This is a genomic window from Arthrobacter sp. Y3223065 (assembly GCF_059090885.1).
In genome coordinates, this window is sequence record NZ_JBNHGC010000001.1 from 81287 (window position 1) to 101297 (window position 20011).

Here is a 20011-nt window from a genome sequence, read left to right on the forward strand (position 1 = left end):
AAGCGGGCTTAAACGAAAGTGGGCGGGGCGCCCTGCGGCACCCCGCCCACCATCTTACTTAGCGGCGTTCAAAGGCCTTCGTGACCAGAACATCCTGCTCCGCGGCGTGGCGCTTGGCCGAGCCGGTGGAGGTGGCAGCGGATGCCGGGCGGGACACCAGGCGCAGCGGACGGTCCAGGGCCTCGGGCAGGTACAGGCCCATGAAGGGCCACGGGCCCTGGTTGGCAGGTTCGTCCTGCGCCCAGACGATGTCCGCGTTCGGGTACTTGGCCAGTTCCGCCTTGATCTCTTCGACCGGCAGCGGGTAGAGCTGCTCCACGCGGATCAGCGCGGTCTTGGTGTCGGAGTTCTTCTGGCGCGCAGCCAGCAGGTCGTAGTAGAGCCGGCCGGAGACCAGCACCACCCGGTCGACGTCCTGGCCGTTCAGGTCCTGAACGTCCCCGATGACCGGCTGGAACGTGCCGCTGGTGAAGTCCTCCACCTTGGCCGCGGCGGCCTTCAGCCGCAGCAGTTGCTTCGGCGTGAAGATGATCAGCGGCTTGCGCGGCCGGCTGTACGCCTGGCGGCGCAGCAGGTGGAAGTGCGAGGCCGGGGTGGTCGGATTGGCCACGATCATGTTGTCCTCGGCGCACATCTGCAGGAAGCGCTCGATCCGGGCCGACGAGTGGTCCGGGCCCTGGCCTTCGTAGCCGTGCGGCAGCAGCAGCACCAGCGACGACCGCTGGCCCCACTTCTGCTCGGCCGAGGAGAGGAACTCGTCGATCACGGTCTGGGCGCCGTTGACGAAGTCGCCGAACTGGGCCTCCCACAGCACCAGTGCGTCCGGGCGCTCGACCGAGTAGCCGTATTCGAAGCCCATGGCGGCGTACTCGGACAGCAGCGAATCGTAGATCCACAGCTTGGCCTGGTCGTCGGACAGGTGGCTCAGCGGGGCCCACTCTTGGCCCGTAACGCGGTCGTGGAAGACCGCATGGCGCTGCACAAAGGTGCCGCGGCGGGAGTCCTGGCCGGCCAGGCGTACCGGCACCCCTTCCATCAGCAGCGAGCCGAAGGCCGCGAGTTCGCCGAAGCCCCAGTCGATGTTGCCCTCGCGGGACATCTGCTCGCGGCGCTCCAACAGCGCCTTAAGCTTCGGATGGACGGAGAAGCCTTCCGGTACTTCCACGTGCGCCTTGCCGATCCTCGCCATCACTTCGGCGGAGACGGCGGTGCCGGCCGGCACGTTGGCCCTGTCCTCGGTCTGCTGCGAGAGCGGGCGCTCCAGGTCGGACACGGCCTCGGAGTCCTTGGTGATCACCGGGATCGGCGACGTCTGCGCCGCATGGGTCTCGGCGAAGACGCGCTCCAGCCGTTCCTGGTAGTCGCGCAGGGCCTGGTCGGCTTCGTCCTGGGTGATGTCGCCACGGCCCACCAGGGCCTCCGTGTACAGCTTGCGGGTGGAACGCTTGGCCTCGATGAGGTTGTACATCATCGGCTGCGTCATCGAGGGATCGTCACCCTCGTTGTGGCCGCGACGGCGGTAGCAGACCATGTCGATGATGACGTCCTTGTGGAAGCGCTGGCGGTACTCGTAGGCCAACTGTCCCACGCGGACCACGGCCTCGGGGTCGTCGCCGTTCACATGGAAGACCGGGGCCTGGATCATCTTCGCCACGTCGGTGGAGTACACCGAGGACCGCGAGGCATGCGGCGAGGTGGTGAAACCGACCTGGTTGTTGACCACGATGTGCACGGTGCCGCCCGTGCGGTAGCCGCGCAGCTGCGACAGGTTCAGGGTTTCGGCCACCACGCCCTGGCCGGCGAAGGCGGCGTCGCCGTGGATCATGACCGGCAGCACCGGGAACTCGTCGCCCCTGTTCAGGCGGTCCTGCTTGGCGCGGGCGATGCCCTCGAGCACCGGGTCGACGGCCTCCAGATGGGAGGGGTTGGCGGCAAGGTAGACCTTGGTCTCGTTGCCGTTGTCGGAGGTGAACTTCCCTTCCGTCCCCAGGTGGTACTTCACGTCGCCGGAGCCTTGGACGCTGCGCGGGTCCTGGGTGCCCTCGAACTCGCGGAAGACCTGTGCGTAGGTCTTGCCGGCGATGTTGGTGAGCACGTTCAGCCGGCCGCGGTGTGCCATGCCGATGGCCACTTCGTCCAGGCCGTCGTCGGCGGCGTCGGAAATCACTGCATCCAGAAGCGGGATCAGGGATTCGCCGCCCTCCAGCGAGAAGCGCTTCTGGCCCACGAACTTGGTCTGCAGGAAGGTCTCGAACGCCTCGGCGGCGTTGAGCTTGCCCAGGATGCGCAGCTGCTCTTCGCGGCTGGGCTTGGCATAGGGGCGCTCCAGCTCGTTCTGGAACCATTCGCGCTCGGCCGGATCCTGGATGTGCATGTACTCGATGCCGGTGGTGCGGCAGTAGGCATCGCGCAGCACGCCCAGGATGTCGCGCAGCTTCAGGCGGTCCGCGCCGCCGAATCCGCCGGTAACCCACTCGCGGTCCAGGTCCCACAGCGTCAGCCCGTAGGTGTTGATGTCCAGGTCCGGGTGCTTGCGCTGGACGTACTCCAGCGGGTTGGTGTCCGCCATCAGGTGCCCGCGGACGCGGTAGGCGTGCACCAGTTGCTGGATGCGAGCCACCTTGTTGATCTGCAGGTCGACGTCCACCTGGTTGTCCGGCCGCCAGCGGACCGGCTCGTACGGGATGCGCAGTGCTTCGAAGATCTCATCGTAGAAGCCCTGTTCGCCCAGCAACAGCGATTCGATCAGGCGCAGGAACTCGCCCGAGCCGGCGCCCTGGATGACGCGGTGGTCGTAGGTGGAGGTAAGCGTGATGATCTTGCCGACGCCTTGCGCGGCGATCGTCCGTTCGCTGGCGCCGCGGAACTCGGCGGGGTACTCGAGGGCACCGACGCCCACAATGGTGGCCTGGCCCTTGGACAGGCGGGGGACGGAGTGGACCGTGCCGATGCCGCCCGGGTTGGTCAGCGAAGCCGTGGTGCCGGCGTAGTCGTCGGCGGTGAGCTTCCCGGCGCGGGCCCGCTTGATCAGGTCCTCGTAGGTGTGCCAGAACTCGGAGAAGTTCATGGTTTCGGCGCGCTTGATGTTCGGCACCACCAGCAGGCGGGTTCCATCCGGCTTGGGCATGTCGATCGCGATGCCGAAGTTCACGTGGGCCGGCTGGACAGCGGCGGGCTTGCCGTCGATCTCGTCGTAGTGGACGTTCTGGCTGGGGAACTGGCCCAGCGCCTTGACCACGGCGTAGCCGATGAGGTGGGTGAAGGAGACCTTGCCGCCGCGGGCGCGGGCCAGGTTCGAGTTGATCACCAAACGGTTGTCGATCAGCAGCTTGGCGGGAACCGCGCGCACCGTCGTCGCGGTTGGCACGCTCAGGCTGGCGTCCATGTTGGTGGCGATGGCCTTGGCCGGGCCACGCAGCACGGAAACGGTGTCTTCTTCGGCCAGTGCGCTAGGCGCGGATTTGGGCAACTGGGCGGGGATCGGGGCAGGCTTCGCCTCCGCCTTTTCGGCCGGCTCAGCCTTTGCCGCCGGCTTGGCCGGGGCGGCGGTGCTGCTCGTGGAGGTGTTGGGAGCAGGCTCATTGTCGGCGGGAATCGGTGTGGGTCCTGCCTGCTCCGTGGCCGTGCTCTCGCCCGAGGCCTTGGGTGCGGCATTTGCCGTGGTGGGGCGGGACGGCGCGGCGGTGCCGGCCGAGGAAGCTGCAGTGTCGTTCGAGTTGCCGTCGCCGCCGTTGGCCGCCTCGAAGATGCTCCACCATTTCTTGTCCACGGAATTCTTGTCTTGGAGGTACTGCTCGTAGATTTCGTCAACGAGCCATTCGTTACCGCCGAATTCTTCGGGTAGACGAAGGTTGGGATGCTCTGGCACTTGTGATACGCCTCTTCCGTGAATTGCCGCTTGCCCTGCAGATCACACGCTTCCTTGGCTGCCTTCCGAACCTCCCGGCCAGCAGCGGAAATGCGAGTACGCATCTGCCGCGCACTAGATCTGGACCAGTAGCCAGTCTAATGACACTTTCGCAACGCAGGCTAATCTTTAGCGTTTAAGCGGGCGAACTTCGTGCCGATTCGTTCCGCGGCGCGGTGGCCCTAGACTCTCAGGGGAGCAGGAGATTTTCAGGCGGCCGGGCCGCCCTCCGCTGTGCAGCGCCGCCAGCGCACGGACAGAACGGATCCGGCCACCGACCCGCAGCCCCACCCACCTGACCGACCGCCGCGCCACCTGGCCGCCCCGGCCTGCACGGCGACGAGGAAAGAGAGCAGCCATGCGCCTGATCAACGAGCCGATGACCGACTTGACCTACTCGGACGTTTTCCTGGTGCCGTCGCGCTCGGATATCACGTCGAGGCTGGATGTTGACCTCTCGGCCGGCGACGGCACCGGGAGCACGATTCCCCTGGTCGTGGCGAACATGACCGCCGTGAGCGGCCGTCGCATGGCTGAGACGATGGCGCGGCGCGGCGGGTTGGCCGTGCTTCCGCAGGACGTCCCGCTGAACGTCCTGGCCGAGGTCACCGGTTGGATCAAGGACCGCCACGTCGTCTTCGAAACGCCGTTGGAGCTGGCCGCGGGCAACACCGTGATCGATGCCGTGCACCTGATGGACAAACGCGCGCACGGCGCGGTTGCGGTGGTGGACGACGCCGGCAAGTGCGTGGGCGTGGTGCGCGCCGAGGACTGTGAGGGCGTGGACCGCTACGCCTCGCTGGAGTCGGTGATGGCTGCCCACCCGCTGCTGCTGGATGCCTCCATGTTCAACGCCGGGGCGGACACCGCGCTGCGGCAGGCCTTCGACCTGTTCGACTCGGCCTCGGCATCCTTCGCGCCGGTCGTGGACGACGACGGCGTGCTGGTCGGCGCGCTCACCCGCGCCGGCGCGTTGCGCTCGACCATCTACACCCCCGCGCTGGATCCGCAGGGCCGGCTGAAGGTAGCCGCCGCCGTCGGGATTAATGGCGACGTCCGCGCCAAGACCGAGGCGCTGCTGCAGGCCGGCGTGGACGTCCTGGTGGTGGATACAGCCCATGGGCACCAGCGGAAGATGTTCGACGCCCTCGAAGCAGTACGCAGCCTGGATCCGCAGGTTCCGGTGGTCGCCGGCAACGTGGTCAGCGCCGACGGCGTGCGCGACCTGGTGGAAGCCGGCGCGGACATCGTCAAGGTCGGCGTGGGGCCCGGCGCCATGTGCACCACGCGCATGATGACGGCCGTGGGCCGGCCGCAGTTCTCCGCCGTGCAGGAATGCGCGGAGGCGGCCCGGGAGCTCGGTGCCCACGTGTGGGCCGACGGCGGGGTGCGCTACCCGCGGGATGTCGCCCTGGCGCTGGCGGCCGGCGCCAGCCAGGTGATGATCGGCTCCTGGTTCGCCGGGACGCATGAGAGCCCCGGAGACCTGCTCACGGACAGCAACGGCCGCAAATACAAGGAAAGCTTCGGCATGGCGTCCGCCCGCGCCGTGCAGAACCGGACCCGGCGGGAGGACGCCTTTGAGCGGGCGCGCAAGGCGCTCTTCGAAGAAGGCATTTCGTCCTCGAAGATGTACCTCGACCCGCTGCGCCCCGGCGTCGAGGACCTCCTGGACGAGATCACTGCCGGCCTGCGCAGCTCGCTGACCTACGCCGGCGCACAGAACCTGGTGCAGTTCCGCGAACGTGCCATTGTGGGAGTGCAGTCGGCCGCCGGCTATGAGGAAGGCCGCCCGCTGCCGGAGAGCTGGTAGGGGTGCTTGCAGCCGGTGCCGCCTGCGCCCGGCCCGCACCGGCGGGAGAGGGTGGCCGTCGCGCGGCGCGCCGGTACGCCGGCGGCAGAACGGCCACCGGGGACTGCCCGCTGCGTAAGCCCGCCTGCTACGCTATAGCCCATAATGGACAGCTATTCTAGGAGCCGGTCCGTGACGCGCCCCGCAGGGCAGGCAGCATGCCAGACCGCGGGAGCACAGGCAGCCCAAGCGGGCGCCGCATGCGAGGCGTCACCCAGCACCGGCAAATCCCGTGCACGTGCCCATCACACACTTGCCGCCCGCGCGGCCGGTCAGGAGCCTCCTAGTCCGGGCTCGGACGAACCCCCGCCAGGTCCATCGGACCGCCTGAAGTCCAGGGCGGTGGCGAGCTAGATGGAATGGATCCAAATCGCCGCCGGCATGCTGCTGATCCTCGGCACCGGCTTCTTTGTCGCCGTGGAATTCGCTTTGGTGGCCCTTGACCAGCCCACTGTGCAGCGCGCCATCGACAAAGGCGACCGCGGCGCAGTGCCGCTGATGAAATGCCTGAAGTCCCTCTCCACGCAGCTCTCCAGTTGCCAACTCGGCATCACCCTCACCACGCTGCTGACCGGTTTCCTGATGGAACCGGCCATCAGTTCGCTGCTGCGTCCGTCGCTGACCGCGCTGGGACTGGCCGACGCCGTCATCCAGCCGGTCGGTGCGGTGATCGCCATGGTGATCGCCACCCTCCTCTCCATGCTGCTGGGCGAACTGGTGCCCAAGAATGCGTCCATTGCCCTGCCGATGGCAGTCGGCAAGCTGGTGGCCCGGCCGCAGCTGATCTTCACCGCGGTGTTCAAGCCTTTCGTGCTGATGCTCAACGGTTTCGCCAACAAGGTGCTGCACCTGTTCGGGCTGGAGGCCAAGGAAGAGCTTTCCGGTGCCCGCACCCCGTCCGAGCTGGCATCGCTGGTACGCCGCTCCGCGGAAATGGGCACCTTGGATGCCGGGACCGCGAATTTCCTCGCCAAGACCTTGTCGTTCTCCGGCAGGACCGCAGCCGACGTGATGACGCCGCGCATCCGGGTGGAGTTTATCGACGCGGACCAGACCGTGGCCGACCTCATCGCCGCTGCCCGCCGCACCGGCTACTCCCGGTTCCCGGTGCTCGGCGATTCGCCCGACGACGTCCGCGGCGTCGCGCACATCAAAAAGGCGATCGGCGTGCCGCGCAGGAAGCGTCCGCTCCTGGCCGCGGCCACCATCATGACCGACGTGCTGCGCGTGCCCGAGACGGTGCATCTGGATTCGCTGCTTTCGGAGCTGCGGGCCGCAAACCTTCAGTTCGCCGTGGTGCTCGACGAGTACGGCGGCACCGCCGGGGTGGTGACGCTGGAAGACCTGGTGGAAGAGATTGTTGGCGAAGTCGCTGACGAGCACGACCGGGTGAAGCCGGGCGTGCTGCAGAGCGCGACCGGAAACTGGTACTTCCCGGGTTTGATGCGTCCGGACGAGGTCAGCGAGCAAATCCCGGAGCTGACCGTGCCCGACGGGGCCAGCTACGAAACGGTCGGCGGCTTCATCATGGCGCAGCTGGGCAGGATTGCGGTGGTTGGCGACACGGTGCCCGTGGACGGCGGCACGCTGGAAGTCGAGCGGTTGGACGGACGGCGGGTGGACCGCGTCCGTTTCATCCCCAGTCCGGCAACCGGTGCCGTGCTTCCTGAGACCGGCATCGCGGGAGGTGCGCTCTGATGGCCGCCATGGGTATTTTCTGGCTGGTAGTGCTGCTGCTCGCGAATGCGTTCTTCGTGGGCGCCGAATTCGCCGTCATGTCCGCCCGCCGCAGCCAGATCGAGCCGCTGGCCGACAGCGGATCCAAGCGCGCCAAGACCACGCTCTGGGCCATGGAGCACGTCTCCCTGATGCTGGCCTGCGCGCAGCTGGGCATTACCGTGTGTTCGCTGCTGATCCTGAACGTGGCCGAGCCGGCGATCAAGGAGCTGCTGCTGCTGCCGCTGGAGGGGTGGCTGGGCATTCCGCACGAGATTTCCTACGGCATCTCGTTTGCCGTGGCGCTGCTGCTGGTGACGTTCCTGCACGTGACCTTCGGCGAGATGGTCCCGAAGAACATGTCCGTGTCCATGGCCGACAAGGCCGCGCTGCTGCTGGCTCCGCCGCTGGTGGCGGTCTCCAAGGTGGTGCGGCCGGTGATCTACACCCTGAACTGGACCGCGAACCACTTGCTGCGGGCCGTGCGGATCGAGCCGAAAGACGAGGTCTCTTCCACGTTCACGCTGGAGGAGGTCCAGTCCATTGTGCAGGAGTCCACCAGGCACGGACTGGTCGACGACGACGCCGGGCTGATCTCCAGTTCGCTGGAGTTTTCGGCAGTGACCGCTGCCGCCGTGATGGTGCCGCTTGACCAATTGGTCACCATCGGGGTCGACACCACGCCGGAGCAGTTCGAACGCGCGGTGGGACGGACCGGATTCTCCCGCTTTGCCGTGGCCGATGCCAACGACAACCTCACCGGGTACCTGCACCTCAAGGATGTGATGACCATCCCGGAGGACAGGCTCAACAAGACGATTCCGGTCACCAAGGTCCGCACCCTGGCCAATCTGGCGCTCGATGACGAAATCGAGGACGCGCTCGCCGTCATGCAGCGCACCGGATCGCACTTGGCCCGCGTGCTGGGATCCGACGGCAGTACGCACGGCGTGCTGTTCCTCGAGGACGTCCTGGAAGTGCTGGTGGGCGAGATCCGCGATGAAACGCAGGCCCAGGGACTGCGCCGGACCGGCGAATAGCCCGCGCGGGCGCGGGGCGGGAAGATTGCCCCGCGCCCGTGCCCGCGCCCGCGCCCTGCCGCGTGGAGCGGAAGGGTGGTGCTCGTGCCCGAGCCCGCGCCCTGCCGCGCGGGGCGAAAGGGTGTTCCGCGCCCTAGCCGAATGCGAACCGTTCGCAACTGCGCTAAGCTGAAAACCCTTATTGTTACTGATTCTCATTATGAGTAGAACCGAGGTTGCCCGTGAGGCACTCACGTACCGCTCCTGTATTGGCAGGACTGGCCGCCGCGGCGGTGCTGCTGTCCGGCTGCGCGGCTGCAGGGGGCGAGACCGAAGGTGACGGCAAGCTGAGCGTGGTCGCTTCCACCAATGTCTACGGCGACGTGGCCCAAACGATCGGCGGCGAGCACGTGGACGTCACATCGATCATCGACCGGATGGCCCAGGACCCGCACTCCTATGAAGCAACGGCTCGGGACAAGCTGGCGATCTCCCAGGCCGACCTGCTGCTGGAAAACGGCGGGGGCTACGACACCTTCATGCACACGCTGGCGGACGAGACCGGCGTCGACCACAACTACGTCATCACTGCGGTGGAGCTGTCGCCGCTGTCCGGAGCAGAGGGCGCCGAAGCAGGGCATGCCCACGGAGACGACGCGGACGCGGAGCGCACGGACGGCGGCGACGCAGGGCAGGCGGAGGACGGCAGCCACGCGGACCACAGCCACGGCGGCTTTAACGAACACGTTTGGTACGACCTGCCCACCATGGCCGCCATTGCGGAGGCCATCGCGGAGAAGCTCTCGGCATTGGACCCGGAGCAGGCCGAAACCTTCCAAGCCAATGCCAAGCAGTTCCGCACCGGGCTCGAGGGCCTCCAAAGCGACATGGACGAACTGGCTGCCACGGCGGGCGGGGAAGCCGTAGCGGCCACAGATCCTGTGCCGCTGCACTTTTTCGATGCGCTGGGATTGGAGAACAAGACCCCGGCCGGCTTCATGGAGGCGGCCGAGGAAGGCAGCGATGCCGCCCCGGCAGCACTGAGGGAAGCCGAGGAGCTGATCACCGGAGGGTCGGTCCGGTTCGTCGCCTACAACGAACAGACCGAAGGCCCACAGACACAGCGCCTGCGCCAACTGGCGGAAAAGGCGGGCATCGACGTCCTCAACTTCACCGAGACCCTGCCCGCAGATCAGGACTACTTGGCCTGGATGGCGGAGAACCTGGAATCGGTGGACCAGGCGCTGCGCGCGTGACCGGCCAGGCCGCCGGGATGTGGTTAACTGAGGCAGTCCAAGCCGGATGCCTCAAGTGCCCCCGCGTCCCCCATGCGCGCTGCGCAGCACAGAAGCTTCAAGGAACACTGCCATGACCCCCGCCGTCCGCTTGCAGGGTGCCTCGCTGTCCTTCGGCCAGCGCGTGCTGTGGCATGACCTCGACCTGACCATCAACGCGGGGGAGTTCTTCGCGGTGCTGGGCCCCAACGGCTCGGGCAAGACCAGCTTCCTGCGCGTATTGCTGGGCCTGCAGCCGCTGAGCCATGGCATGGCCGAGGTCAACGGACGGCCGCTGGAACGCGGCAGCCGGGACATCGGCTACATCCCCCAACAAAAGACCTTCGCGCCGGAGACTCCGCTGCGGGCCCGCGACCTGGTCGGCCTGGGCCTGGACGGACACCGGTGGGGCATGCGGCTGAACGGCCGCAAGCATCGCCGGCGGGTGGACGAACTGCTTCAGATGGTGGGCGCCTCCGGTTACGCGGAAGCCCCGGTAGGGCAGCTGTCCGGCGGCGAGCAACAGCGGCTGCGCGCGGCCCAGGCGCTGGCCTCCGATCCCCGGGTACTGCTCTGCGACGAGCCCTTGCTCTCGCTGGACCTGCACCACCAGCAGGCCGTGAGCTCCCTGATCAACAGGCAGTGCCATGAAAGGAACAGCGCGGTCGTCTTCGTCACGCACGAAATCAACCCGATCATCGACTATGTGGACCGGGTCCTCTACCTGGCCGGCGGCCAGTTCCGCGTTGGCACGCCGGAAGAAGTGATGACCACCGAGGTGCTGTCGAACATGTACAACAGCCACGTCGAAGTAATCCACAACCAGGGCCGGATCATCGTGGTGGGCCTTCCCGACGCCACCACCCACCGCCACGGCGAGGTGGTGTAGGCATGGATCCATCGGAGCTGCTGAATGCGGTCTTCAACTTCAACGACTACGGCGACCTGCTGCCGCTGGTGCGCAACTCGCTGATTGCCGGCGCCGTCTTGGGCCTGGTCGGCGGCCTGATCGGCGTGTTCGTGATGATGCGGGACCTCGCCTTTGCCGTGCACGGCATCGCCGAGCTGTCCTTCGCCGGGGCGGCATTCGCACTGCTGATCGGCGCCAATGTGGTGTTCGGCTCGCTGGTGGGCTCGGTGATCGCGGCAGTGGTCCTGGGCATGCTGGGCATGCGGGCGCGGGATCGGAATTCGATCACAGGCGTGATCATGTCCTTCGGGCTGGGCTTGGGGATCCTGTTCCTCTCGCTCTATGAGGGCCGCTCGGCGAACAAGTTCGGCCTGCTGACCGGGCAGATCGTGTCCGTGGACACGGTGCAGCTGAACCTTCTCACCGCAGGTTCAGCCGTGGTCGTGCTGGGGCTTTTGGCCATCTGGCGTCCTCTGACCTTCGCCAGTGCCGACCCGGACCTCGCCGAGGCCCGCGGGGTGCCGGTGGGTGCCCTGGCGATCGTGTTCATGTTCCTGCTGGGACTGGCCGTGGCGCTGTCCATCCAGGTAGTCGGTGCCCTGCTGGTGCTGTCCCTGGTCATCACGCCGGCGGCCGCGGCGCTCCGGGTGAGCAGTTCGCCGCGCGTGGTCGTGCTGTTGAGCGTGGCGTTCGCGGTGACCGCTGTGGTTGGCGGGATCCTGCTGGCCCTGGGCGGCAGCCTGCCCATCAGCCCCTACGTCACGACGATCTCGTTCCTGATCTACGTGGTCTGCCGGATGGCCGGGGCGCGGCGGCAACGGCGCGGCAAGGTGGGGCGGCGCGACGTCGCCGCGGTAAGGGTTACCGCCGGTTAAGCGCTGCCGGGGGCGGCGCTGCATTCCGGGCACAGCCCGTACATTTCCACGGTGTGGGCAACCTGGGTGAAGCCGTGCTCCGCCGCCATCCGGGCCGCCCATTGCTCCACCGCCGGAGCTTCAATTTCCACGGTCTTGCCGCAGGTCCGGCAGAGCAAGTGGTGATGGTGGTGCTCGACGGCGCAGCGCCGGTAAACGGCTTCGCCCTCGCCGCTGCGCATCACGTCCACTTGCCCGTCGTCGGCCATGGCCTGCAAAATCCGGTACGTGGTGGCCAGCGAGACCGAATCGCCGCGGTCCTGCAGCAACCGGTGCAGTTCCTGCGTGCTGACGAAGTCCTCCAGGCTGTCCAAGGCGGCGGCCACGGCCACGCGCTGGCGGGTTACCCGCTGTTCCGTACCGCGGCGCTGCGCCTGCGGTTTCGCTGAAGGAACGGACATGTCCGCTTCGGCTCCTCGCTGTTGATACTGGCACCCGTAGGCTGCATCCCAGCCTACCAGCAGGCCTGATTGCCGGGGCAGGCCGGACCGCCGGGACGCCGGCCGCCGCGCGCGGCTAGGGTGTGTTCCATGAAGCTGACAAAATTCACCCACGCGTGCGTCCGGCTTGAGCAGGACGGCCACGTCCTGGTGATCGATCCCGGCAACTTTTCGGAAGTGGAGCAGGCCCTCGAAGGGGCTACCGCCGTCCTGGTGACCCACGGGCATGCGGACCACATCGACCAGGACCGGGTTCCGGGCCTGCTGGCAGCGGCGGACGGTATGCAGTTGTATGCCCCGGACTCCGTGGCCGCCGACCTCCGGGCGCTCGCCCCGGGAGCGTCCGGGCGGATCCATTCCGCCGAACCGGAGACGGAGTTCGAGGTGCCCGGGTTCCGCATCCGCACCTTCGGCGGCCAGCACGCCCTGATTCATCCGCACATCCCGGTGGTCGCCAATATCGGCTACGTCATCAATGACAGCCTGTACCATCCGGGCGATTCCTTCATCGTCCCGCACGGGCTTGACGTCAGGACAGTCCTGGTGCCCGTGCACGCGCCCTGGTCGAAGACCGGCGAGGTGATCGACTTCGTGACCGCGATGCGGGCCGAGTATGCCTACCCAATCCATGACGCAGGGCTGAGCGACCGCGGCCTGCCGTTGGTGGAGAAGCACGTGGAGCGGATCGGCGGCCACTACGGCACCAGTTACCGGCACCTGTCGCCGGGGGACAGCGTGGAGCTGGACTGACCGCCGGGTAAAGGTTGGGCGGGGCCGCTTGGCCCAATACCTGCTGCTGTGATGGACTGTCGGGACACCGGCGGGCAACGACGCCCGCCAGCAGTCAGGAGGAGATCTCATGAGGACTCTGATGGACGTGCAGACACTGCGTGAACGGATGATCTCCGGACAGCGCACCGTACTGCTCGATGTGCGCTGGAAGCTCGGCGACGACGCCGGCCACAGCCACTACCGCCAGGCCCACATTCCCGGTGCCGTCTACGTGGACCTGCCCTCGCAGCTGGCGTCGGCGCCGACGCCGGCCGGCGGGCGCCATCCGCTGCCGGAGCCGGAGGCCTTCCGCGAGGCGGCACGCGATTGGGGCATCAACAACGACGACGTCGTCGTGGCGTACGACGACAACGGCGGCATGTCCGCGGCCCGCGTGTGGTGGCTGCTGCGCGACGGCGGCTTCGACTCCGTCTACCTGCTCGACGGCGGGCTCGCCGCCTGGCGCGGCAAAGGGTATGAACTGGACAGCGGCGACGAGCTGGCCTGCCTGGGCAACGTCGAACTGGGCAGCGGCAGGATGCCCAGGCTTGAGCTGGACGACGTGCTGGCTTTCGCGGGTACCTCGCTGCTGCTTGATGCCCGCGCAGCCGAGCGCTACCGCGGCGAGCTGGAGCCGGTGGACCCCCGCGCCGGCCACATCCCCGGCGCCGTCAGCGCACCGACCACGGCCAACCTGGCCCCGGACGGGCGCTTCCTGCCGCCCACGGAACTCGCGGCACGGTTCAGGGAACTGGGGGCGGAAGGACGGAAGGTGGCCGTCTACTGCGGCTCGGGCATCACCGCCGCCCATCAGGTTGCGGCTTTGGCCGAGGCTGGCATCGACGCGGCCCTTTTCCCGGGCTCCTGGTCCCAGTGGTGCGGACATCCGGAACTGCCGGTAGCTACCGGGAGCGTGCCGTAATCGGCCGCCGGATCAGCCGCGGCCCGGCACCGTGCACCTCCGCATCCGAAGCGTCACACTCGGTGTGCCGTGGTGGCATGGCGAAGCAGCAAACGGTAGCGTCAGGCCCATGACACTTGGCCGTCCGGCACCGCCGCCGCTGGGGAAACCGCTTTCACCTGAGCAGGAGCAGCAGGCCCTCGCGGCAGCAGACCTGCAGACACCGAGGAGCAGCATGAGGACGGCGGCGGCCTATGGAGTGACGGGGCCCGGTTCCGGAATGGTCGCGCTGCAGATTGAACGCCGCGCCGCCGGACCGCACGACGTGGAGATCGCCGTCGCCTTCTGCGGCCTCTGCCACTCGGATGTCCATACGGTCCGCGGCGAGTGGCGCGAGATCGAATACCCGCTGGTGCCCGGCCACGAGATCGTTGGGCGGGTCACGGCCATCGGCCAGGACGTCACCCTGCATGCCGTCGGCGACCTGGTGGGCGTGGGCTGCATGGTGGATTCCTGCCGCGACTGCTCCGCCTGCGGCGAAGGACTTGAACAGTACTGCGACAAGGGCGCGGTGGGCACCTACGGCGCCCGCGACCGGCGCCACGGCGGCGAGGTGACGCAGGGCGGGTACGCGACGTCCGTCGTCGTCGATGAAAACTTCGTGCTGCGCGTGCCCCCGGAACTCGACCCCGCCGCCGCAGCCCCCTTGCTCTGCGCCGGCATCACCACGTACTCACCCATGCGCTACTTCGGCGTCGAAGCCGGCGACTCCGTCGGCGTGGTAGGCCTGGGCGGGCTGGGCCACATGGCGGTCAAACTGGCGAAGGCCATGGGGGCGTCGGTGACCGTCTTCACCAGTTCGGCTAACAAGGCCGACTCGGCCCGCGCGCTCGGTGCCGACCACGTGGTGGTGACCGGCGACGCCGAGGCGCTCGCGGCAGCCCGGCGCAGCGTTGACTTGGTCATCGACACGGTGGCCGCGGCCCACGACCTGGCCCCGTACCTGCGGGCCATCCGCCGCGACGGCGCGCTGATCCAACTGGGCGTGCCGCCCGAGCCGATGCCGCCGGTGCCGGTCAACCTGCTGATGCGCGAGCGTGTTGCCTATGGCGCCTCGAAGATCGGCGGCATAGCCGAGACCCAGGAGATGCTGGACTTTTGCGCCGAACACGGGATCACTGCCGACATCGAACTGGTGGGCGCGCCGGACCTCGACCAAGCCTATGACCGCATGGTGGCCGGCGACGTTGCCTACCGGTTTGTCCTGGACATCGCCTCGCTGAACCGCTGAACGCTGCCCTGACCGCGATGGACCGACGGGCCGGGCCGTGACCGCACCGAGGCGCCGGGCCGACTGGAACCTGACCGACTCCTACTGTCCCCGAGTAACCCCAACCGACAAGGATTGCGTACATGAGCACCCTCTTCACCAAAATCATCGACGGCGAGATTCCCGGCCGCTTCGTCTGGAAGGACGACGACGTGGTGGCGTTCCTGAGCATCGGTCCGCTCGCGGACGGGCACACGTTGGTGGTGCCGCGGCAGGAAGTGGACCGCTGGACCGACGCCCCGGCCGACCTGCTGCAGAAACTTACCGTGGTCGCCCAGGCCATCGGCAAGGCCCAAGTGGATGCCTTCGGAGCCGCCCGTGCCGGCCTGATCATCGCCGGGTTCGAGGTAAACCACCTGCACCTGCACGTCTGGCCCTCCAACTCGGAGGCCGAGTTCGACTTCAAGCGGGCCCAGCGGGACCCGGACCCGGACATGATGGACGAATCAGCCAAACGCATCCGGGCGGCGCTGCGCGAGGCCGGCCACGGGGACGTCGTCCCCGCCGACTGACGCGGAACGCCGCTTCCTGCCGCGTGGCCGGGCCTGCGCCGCAGCCCTGCGCGCGGTACGGGTGGAAACCCTGTGCCAGACCGTGCCTCAGTTCACGAGGCCTGTCGTCGAAGTCCACCCCTGGCTTCGAGGGCAGGGTCAATAACCCCTGTCTTGGCAGCCAGACCCTGTCCTCGCCGCGGTGACACGGACGGTGCCGCTCATCAGCCGGCGAGGGCCTCGTTCAGGGCAGTTCGGACGCGCTTCTCGGACACCGAATAGGCGGTGCCGAGTTCCTGCGCGAAGAAGCTGATCCGTAGTTCTTCCAGCATCCAGCGAACTCTCTTCAGTCCGGAGCCGTCCAAGTTCCCGGGCTTCAGCGCCGCCCGCGCGTCGTCGTACTCGTCTTCGAGCCGCTGCACCACTGCCATGTGCTGCACGTCCCGGCCCACGGCAGTCGGCAGTTTTTGCAGCCGGCGCTCGATCCCCTCCAGATAGCGCGGCAGTTGGCTGAGCTGCGCATAGCCCGTGGCCGCCACGAACCCGGGGAAGACCAGCTGCTCCAGTTGGCTCTTGACGTCGGAGAGCGGGCTGATCAGGGCCAGGCTGGCGTTGGACTTCAGCTCCTTCTGGATCCGCCGGGTGCTGGAGAGGATCTTCTCCACGGTGGCGGTCACGGTGAAGACGGTGTCGATCAGTTCCGCGCGGACCTGCTCGTACAGTGCGTCGAATCCGGCCCGGGTGAACGGCAGTTCGGCCGGCACCAGCTTGTCCACCGCGGCCTGCGTGCAGTCGTCGATCAGCGACGCCACCGAACCGTGCGGGTTCTGCGTGAACGTCAGCTTCTCCGTATTGTTCAGGTGGTCCAGCACGTACCGCTGCGGCGAGGGCACCCGCAGCACCAGCAGCCGGATGATGCCCGAGCGCATGGCCGCCTGCTGGCCGGCCGGTGTCTGGTAGACGCGCACACCTACGGTGCTGCCTTCGTCCACCAAAGCCGGATACCCGGTCACGGTGTGCCCGGCCACCTCGCGCCTGACCTCGCGGGGGAGGTCGCCGTCCGGCCAAGCGGTCAGGCCGCTGCGTTCCTGCAGGCCCGTGACGGCCTGCCCGGAAGTGCCCGACGCCGGTGTCCCGGCAGCGGGGGCCGCACCGGTGCCGGCCGCGCCGGCGCCGGCGCCCTGGCCGCCGCCGCGCTTCTTGCCGGGGGCGCCGCGGCGCTCACCCGGCGACGGCTGGGCGGTCTTGGGCGTCGCGCCCAGCGACTCGGCGATGGCCCGCCGGTTGGCCGGCGCAAGTTCCTGCTGCAGCCGGGCCAGGTCCTTGGCCTCGTCCAGCACCTTGCCGTTGCCGTCGAGCACGCGGAACGTCATGCGCAGGTGCGGCGGCACGGTGTCCCAATTCCAGGAGCCGGGCGGGATGATGTGCCCCTTCAGCCGGCGCAGCACCAGCTCCAGCGAGGGCTCCAGTTCATCTTCGGCGGGATCAAAGTCCGCCGCCAGGGCCGCCGCCGCGCTCCGGGCAACGTCGGGGGCCGGAACGAAGTTCTTGCGGATCTGTTTGGGCAGCGACTTGATCAGCGCGGTCACCAGTTCCACCCGCAGGCCCGGGATCTGCCAGCGGAACGGGGCTGCGTCCAGCTGGTTGAGGAACAGCACCGGCACGTGTACCGTCACGCCGTCGGACGGGTCCGGGGTTGCCCCGGGTGCCACCGGCGAGAATTCGTAGCTCAACGGGAGTTCGAAGGTCCCCTGCTGCCAGGTCTTCGGGAACGCCGAGGTGTCCAGTTCCTCGGCGTCGGCGGCCAGCACGGCGTCCGGATCGAAATCCAGCAGCGCCGGATTTTCCGTCCCGGCGTCCTTCCACCACTTGTCGAAGTGGCGTTCGGAGACCACCTCGGGGCCGATCCGCTCGTCGTAGAACTCGAACAGCGTTTCGTCGTCCACGCGCAGGTCGCGGCGGCGCATCCGGGTCTCCAGTTCCTCGACCTCGGCCAGCAGCTTGCGGTTGCGGTGGAAGAACTTGTGGTGCGTGTGCCAGTCGCCCTCCACCAGGGCATGGCGGATGAACAGCTCGCGGCTGAGTTCCCGGTCGATCCTGCCGTACTGGATCCGGCGCTGCGGGACGATCGGCACCCCGTACAGGGTGACCTTCTCGTAGGCCATCACGGAGCCCATCTTCTTGGACCAGAGCGGCTCCGAATACGTGCGCTTGCACAACTGCGGGGCAATCTCTTCGGCCCAGGCGGGATCGAATTTAGCCGCCACTCTGGCCCACAGCCGGGAGGTTTCCACCAGCTCGGCGGCCATCACCCAGTCTGGCGACTTCTTGAACAGCGCCGAGCCGGGGAAGATGGCGAACCGGGTGCCGCGCGCGCCGGCGTATTCGCGCTTGCGCTCCTCGTAGACGCCAATGTGGCTGAGCAGGCCGGCGAGCAGGGACTTGTGGATGTCGTCGTGCCTGCCCACGGGGTCGACATCCCCCGATTCGAGGGAGATGCCCAGCGGCTTGGCCAACTGGCGCAGCTGCGCGAACAGGTCCTGCCACTCCCGGACCCGCAGGTAGTTGATGAACTCGGTGCGGCACAGTTTGCGGAACTGGGTGGAGGAGAGCTCCTGCTGCCGCTCCTGCAGGTACCGCCACAGGTTCAGGATGCCGGTGAAGTCGGACTTCTCGTCCACGAAGCGCTTGTGCTTCTCGTTGGCCTGCTGCTTGGCCGCATTGTCCCCATGGGAACGTTCCCGCGGGTCCTGGATGGTCAGCGCCGCCGCCAGGACCATCACGTCGCGCACGCAGCCGCGCTGGCCCGCTTCCACGATCATGCGGCCCAGCCGCGGGTCCACCGGCAGTTGCGCCAGTTTGCGTCCGACGGCGGTGAGCCCCGCCTTCGCCGCGGACCCTCCCTTGGCGCCGGGCTCGGGCAAGGCGCCGAGTTCGCGCAGGAGGGTGACGCCGTCGTTAATCGCGCGGGACTCGGGGGGCTCCACGAACGGGAACGCTTCGATGTCCTTGGGGCCGCGGGCAACGCCCATGGCGGTCATCTGCAGGATGACCGCGGCCAGGTTGGTGCGCAGGATTTCGGGGTCGGTGAATTCGGGCCGGGACCCGTAGTCCTCTTCGGAGTAGAGCCGGATGGCGATGCCGTCGCTCACGCGGCCGCAGCGGCCCGAGCGCTGGTTGGCCGAGGCCTGGGAGATGCGCTCAATCGGCAGCCGCTGGACCTTGGTCCGGTGCGAGTAGCGGGAGATGCGCGCCGTACCGGTGTCGATGACGTACTTAATGCCCGGAACGGTCAGCGACGTCTCGGCCACGTTGGTGGCCAGCACGATCCTGCGCTGGCCGCCGGGGGAGAAGACACGATGCTGTTCCGCCAGCGACAGCCGGGCATACAGGGGCAGGATCTGGGTGCCGGCCAGCCTGCGGTTGGTCTTGATCCTGGCCGCGAGGGCGTCGGCGGCATCGCGGATTTCGCGCTCGCCGGAGAAGAAGGCCAGGATGTCGCCCGGGGCCTCCAGGGACAGCTCGTCCACCGCATCACAGACTGCGTCGAGCGGGTCGCGGTCTTCTTCGAGCTCGTCCACGTCCGGGTTGTCGGGGTCGGTGGCCGCCGGCTGGTTCAAGGGGCGGTAGCGGATTTCCACCGGGTAGGTCCGGCCGGAAACCTCGATCACCGGCGCCGGTTCGTCGCCGCTGCCGAAGTGCCGGGCAAAGCGGTCCGGATCGATCGTCGCCGAGGTGATGATGACCTTCAGGTCCGGACGCTTGGGCAGGATTTGCTTGAGATAACCCAGGATGAAGTCGATGTTGAGGCTGCGTTCGTGGGCCTCGTCGATGATGATCGTGCTGTATTTCTTCAGGAGTTTGTCGTGCTGGATCTCGGCCAGCAGGATGCCGTCCGTCATCAGTTTGATCCGGGTATCCCGGCTGACTTCGCCGGTGAAGCGGACCTGGAAGCCGACCTCCTGGCCGATCTTCACGTCCAGTTCCTCGGCGATGCGTTCGGCCACCGTCCGGGCCGCCAGCCGCCGGGGCTGGGTGTGGCCGATCAGCCCCTTCTCGCCCAGGCCCAGCTCCAGGCACATCTTCGGGATCTGCGTTGTCTTGCCGGAGCCGGTTTCGCCGGCGATGACGGTCACCTGGTTCGCGGCGATGGCCGCCATGATGTCCTCGCGCCGCTCTGAAACCGGCAGGGCCGCGGGGTACGTGATGTTCACAGCCATGATTGACCCCAGTCTAGTCGCTGGACCCGGCGCCCCGGACCGGCCGCAGGGGAGGCCCGGGGAGGCGGGTGCCCGTGGACGAAAATAACTATCCGGCGACAACCGGAGGCAATTTGTCCTGTGGACGAGACGTATCTCATATGGTTGTCCTGACCCCGCGGTTCTGATTAGACAATGTGACTCGGTTCACAGGTAAGATCTTCAGGACGCTTCCGCAGGGTTGCCTGCCATAACCGCCGGCGCCGATGACGACGCCGCGTGTGGCG

General features: G+C 67.7%; 13 protein-coding genes. 10 read left to right on the forward strand and 3 right to left on the reverse strand.

Going from position 1 to position 20011, the window contains the following annotated elements:
- Nucleotides 1-58 precede the first annotated feature (58 nt).
- Nucleotides 59-3868 carry a multifunctional oxoglutarate decarboxylase/oxoglutarate dehydrogenase thiamine pyrophosphate-binding subunit/dihydrolipoyllysine-residue succinyltransferase subunit gene (locus AC5RUK_RS00410; protein ID WP_493989217.1) on the reverse strand — a complete coding sequence of 1270 codons (3810 nt, stop codon included), beginning with the start codon at nt 3866-3868 and terminating at the stop codon, nt 59-61.
- Nucleotides 3869-4265: 397 nt separating this feature from the next.
- Here AC5RUK_RS00410 and guaB1 point away from each other — a divergent pair, with 397 nt between their 5' ends.
- The 6 genes from guaB1 (at nt 4266) to AC5RUK_RS00440 (ending at nt 11553) form a co-directional block, all read left to right on the forward strand.
- Entirely contained in the window at nt 4266-5720 is a 1455-nt protein-coding gene (gene guaB1, locus AC5RUK_RS00415) for a GMP reductase (protein ID WP_494151078.1), read from the forward strand.
- Between the two features lie 393 nt (nt 5721-6113).
- Complete coding sequence (locus tag AC5RUK_RS00420) at nt 6114-7457, forward strand: hemolysin family protein (protein ID WP_494151079.1); 1344 nt, start codon at nt 6114-6116, stop codon at nt 7455-7457.
- Nucleotides 7457-8515, forward strand: coding sequence for a hemolysin family protein (locus tag AC5RUK_RS00425; protein ID WP_494151080.1), 1059 nt, complete (start codon nt 7457-7459; stop codon nt 8513-8515). The genes AC5RUK_RS00420 and AC5RUK_RS00425 overlap by 1 nt, the downstream gene beginning before the upstream one ends.
- A gap of 221 nt (nt 8516-8736) precedes the next feature.
- Complete coding sequence (locus AC5RUK_RS00430) at nt 8737-9750, forward strand: metal ABC transporter solute-binding protein, Zn/Mn family (RefSeq protein ID WP_494151081.1); 1014 nt, start codon at nt 8737-8739, stop codon at nt 9748-9750.
- Nucleotides 9751-9862: 112 nt separating this feature from the next.
- The gene (locus AC5RUK_RS00435; protein ID WP_494151082.1) at nt 9863-10657 is read left to right on the forward strand and encodes a metal ABC transporter ATP-binding protein; all 795 of its coding nucleotides are present in this window, start codon (nt 9863-9865) and stop codon (nt 10655-10657) included.
- Between the two features lie 2 nt (nt 10658-10659).
- Complete coding sequence (locus AC5RUK_RS00440) at nt 10660-11553, forward strand: metal ABC transporter permease (protein WP_493989223.1); 894 nt, start codon at nt 10660-10662, stop codon at nt 11551-11553.
- Here AC5RUK_RS00440 and AC5RUK_RS00445 read toward each other — a convergent pair.
- Complete coding sequence (locus tag AC5RUK_RS00445; protein WP_494108636.1) at nt 11550-11993, reverse strand: Fur family transcriptional regulator; 444 nt, start codon at nt 11991-11993, stop codon at nt 11550-11552. The genes AC5RUK_RS00440 and AC5RUK_RS00445 overlap by 4 nt on opposite strands.
- Before the next feature lie 129 nt (nt 11994-12122).
- On the opposite strand from AC5RUK_RS00445, the gene AC5RUK_RS00450 reads away from it, so the two are divergent.
- The 4 genes from AC5RUK_RS00450 (at nt 12123) to AC5RUK_RS00465 (ending at nt 15546) form a co-directional block, all read left to right on the forward strand.
- The gene (locus AC5RUK_RS00450) at nt 12123-12782 is read left to right on the forward strand and encodes an MBL fold metallo-hydrolase (RefSeq protein WP_494151083.1); all 660 of its coding nucleotides are present in this window, start codon (nt 12123-12125) and stop codon (nt 12780-12782) included.
- A 109-nt stretch (nt 12783-12891) separates the two neighbouring features.
- Complete coding sequence (locus tag AC5RUK_RS00455) at nt 12892-13725, forward strand: sulfurtransferase (RefSeq protein ID WP_494151084.1); 834 nt, start codon at nt 12892-12894, stop codon at nt 13723-13725.
- A 109-nt stretch (nt 13726-13834) separates the two neighbouring features.
- Nucleotides 13835-14995, forward strand: coding sequence for an NAD(P)-dependent alcohol dehydrogenase (locus tag AC5RUK_RS00460; protein ID WP_494151085.1), 1161 nt, complete (start codon nt 13835-13837; stop codon nt 14993-14995).
- A 122-nt stretch (nt 14996-15117) separates the two neighbouring features.
- The gene (locus AC5RUK_RS00465; RefSeq protein ID WP_494151086.1) at nt 15118-15546 is read left to right on the forward strand and encodes an HIT family protein; all 429 of its coding nucleotides are present in this window, start codon (nt 15118-15120) and stop codon (nt 15544-15546) included.
- A 203-nt stretch (nt 15547-15749) separates the two neighbouring features.
- Here the strand turns inward: AC5RUK_RS00465 and hrpA are convergent, their stop codons facing one another.
- Nucleotides 15750-19745 (reverse strand): ATP-dependent RNA helicase HrpA, encoded by a 3996-nt coding sequence (gene hrpA / locus AC5RUK_RS00470; RefSeq protein ID WP_494151087.1) that lies wholly within the window; start codon nt 19743-19745, stop codon nt 15750-15752.
- Nucleotides 19746-20011 lie beyond the last annotated feature (266 nt).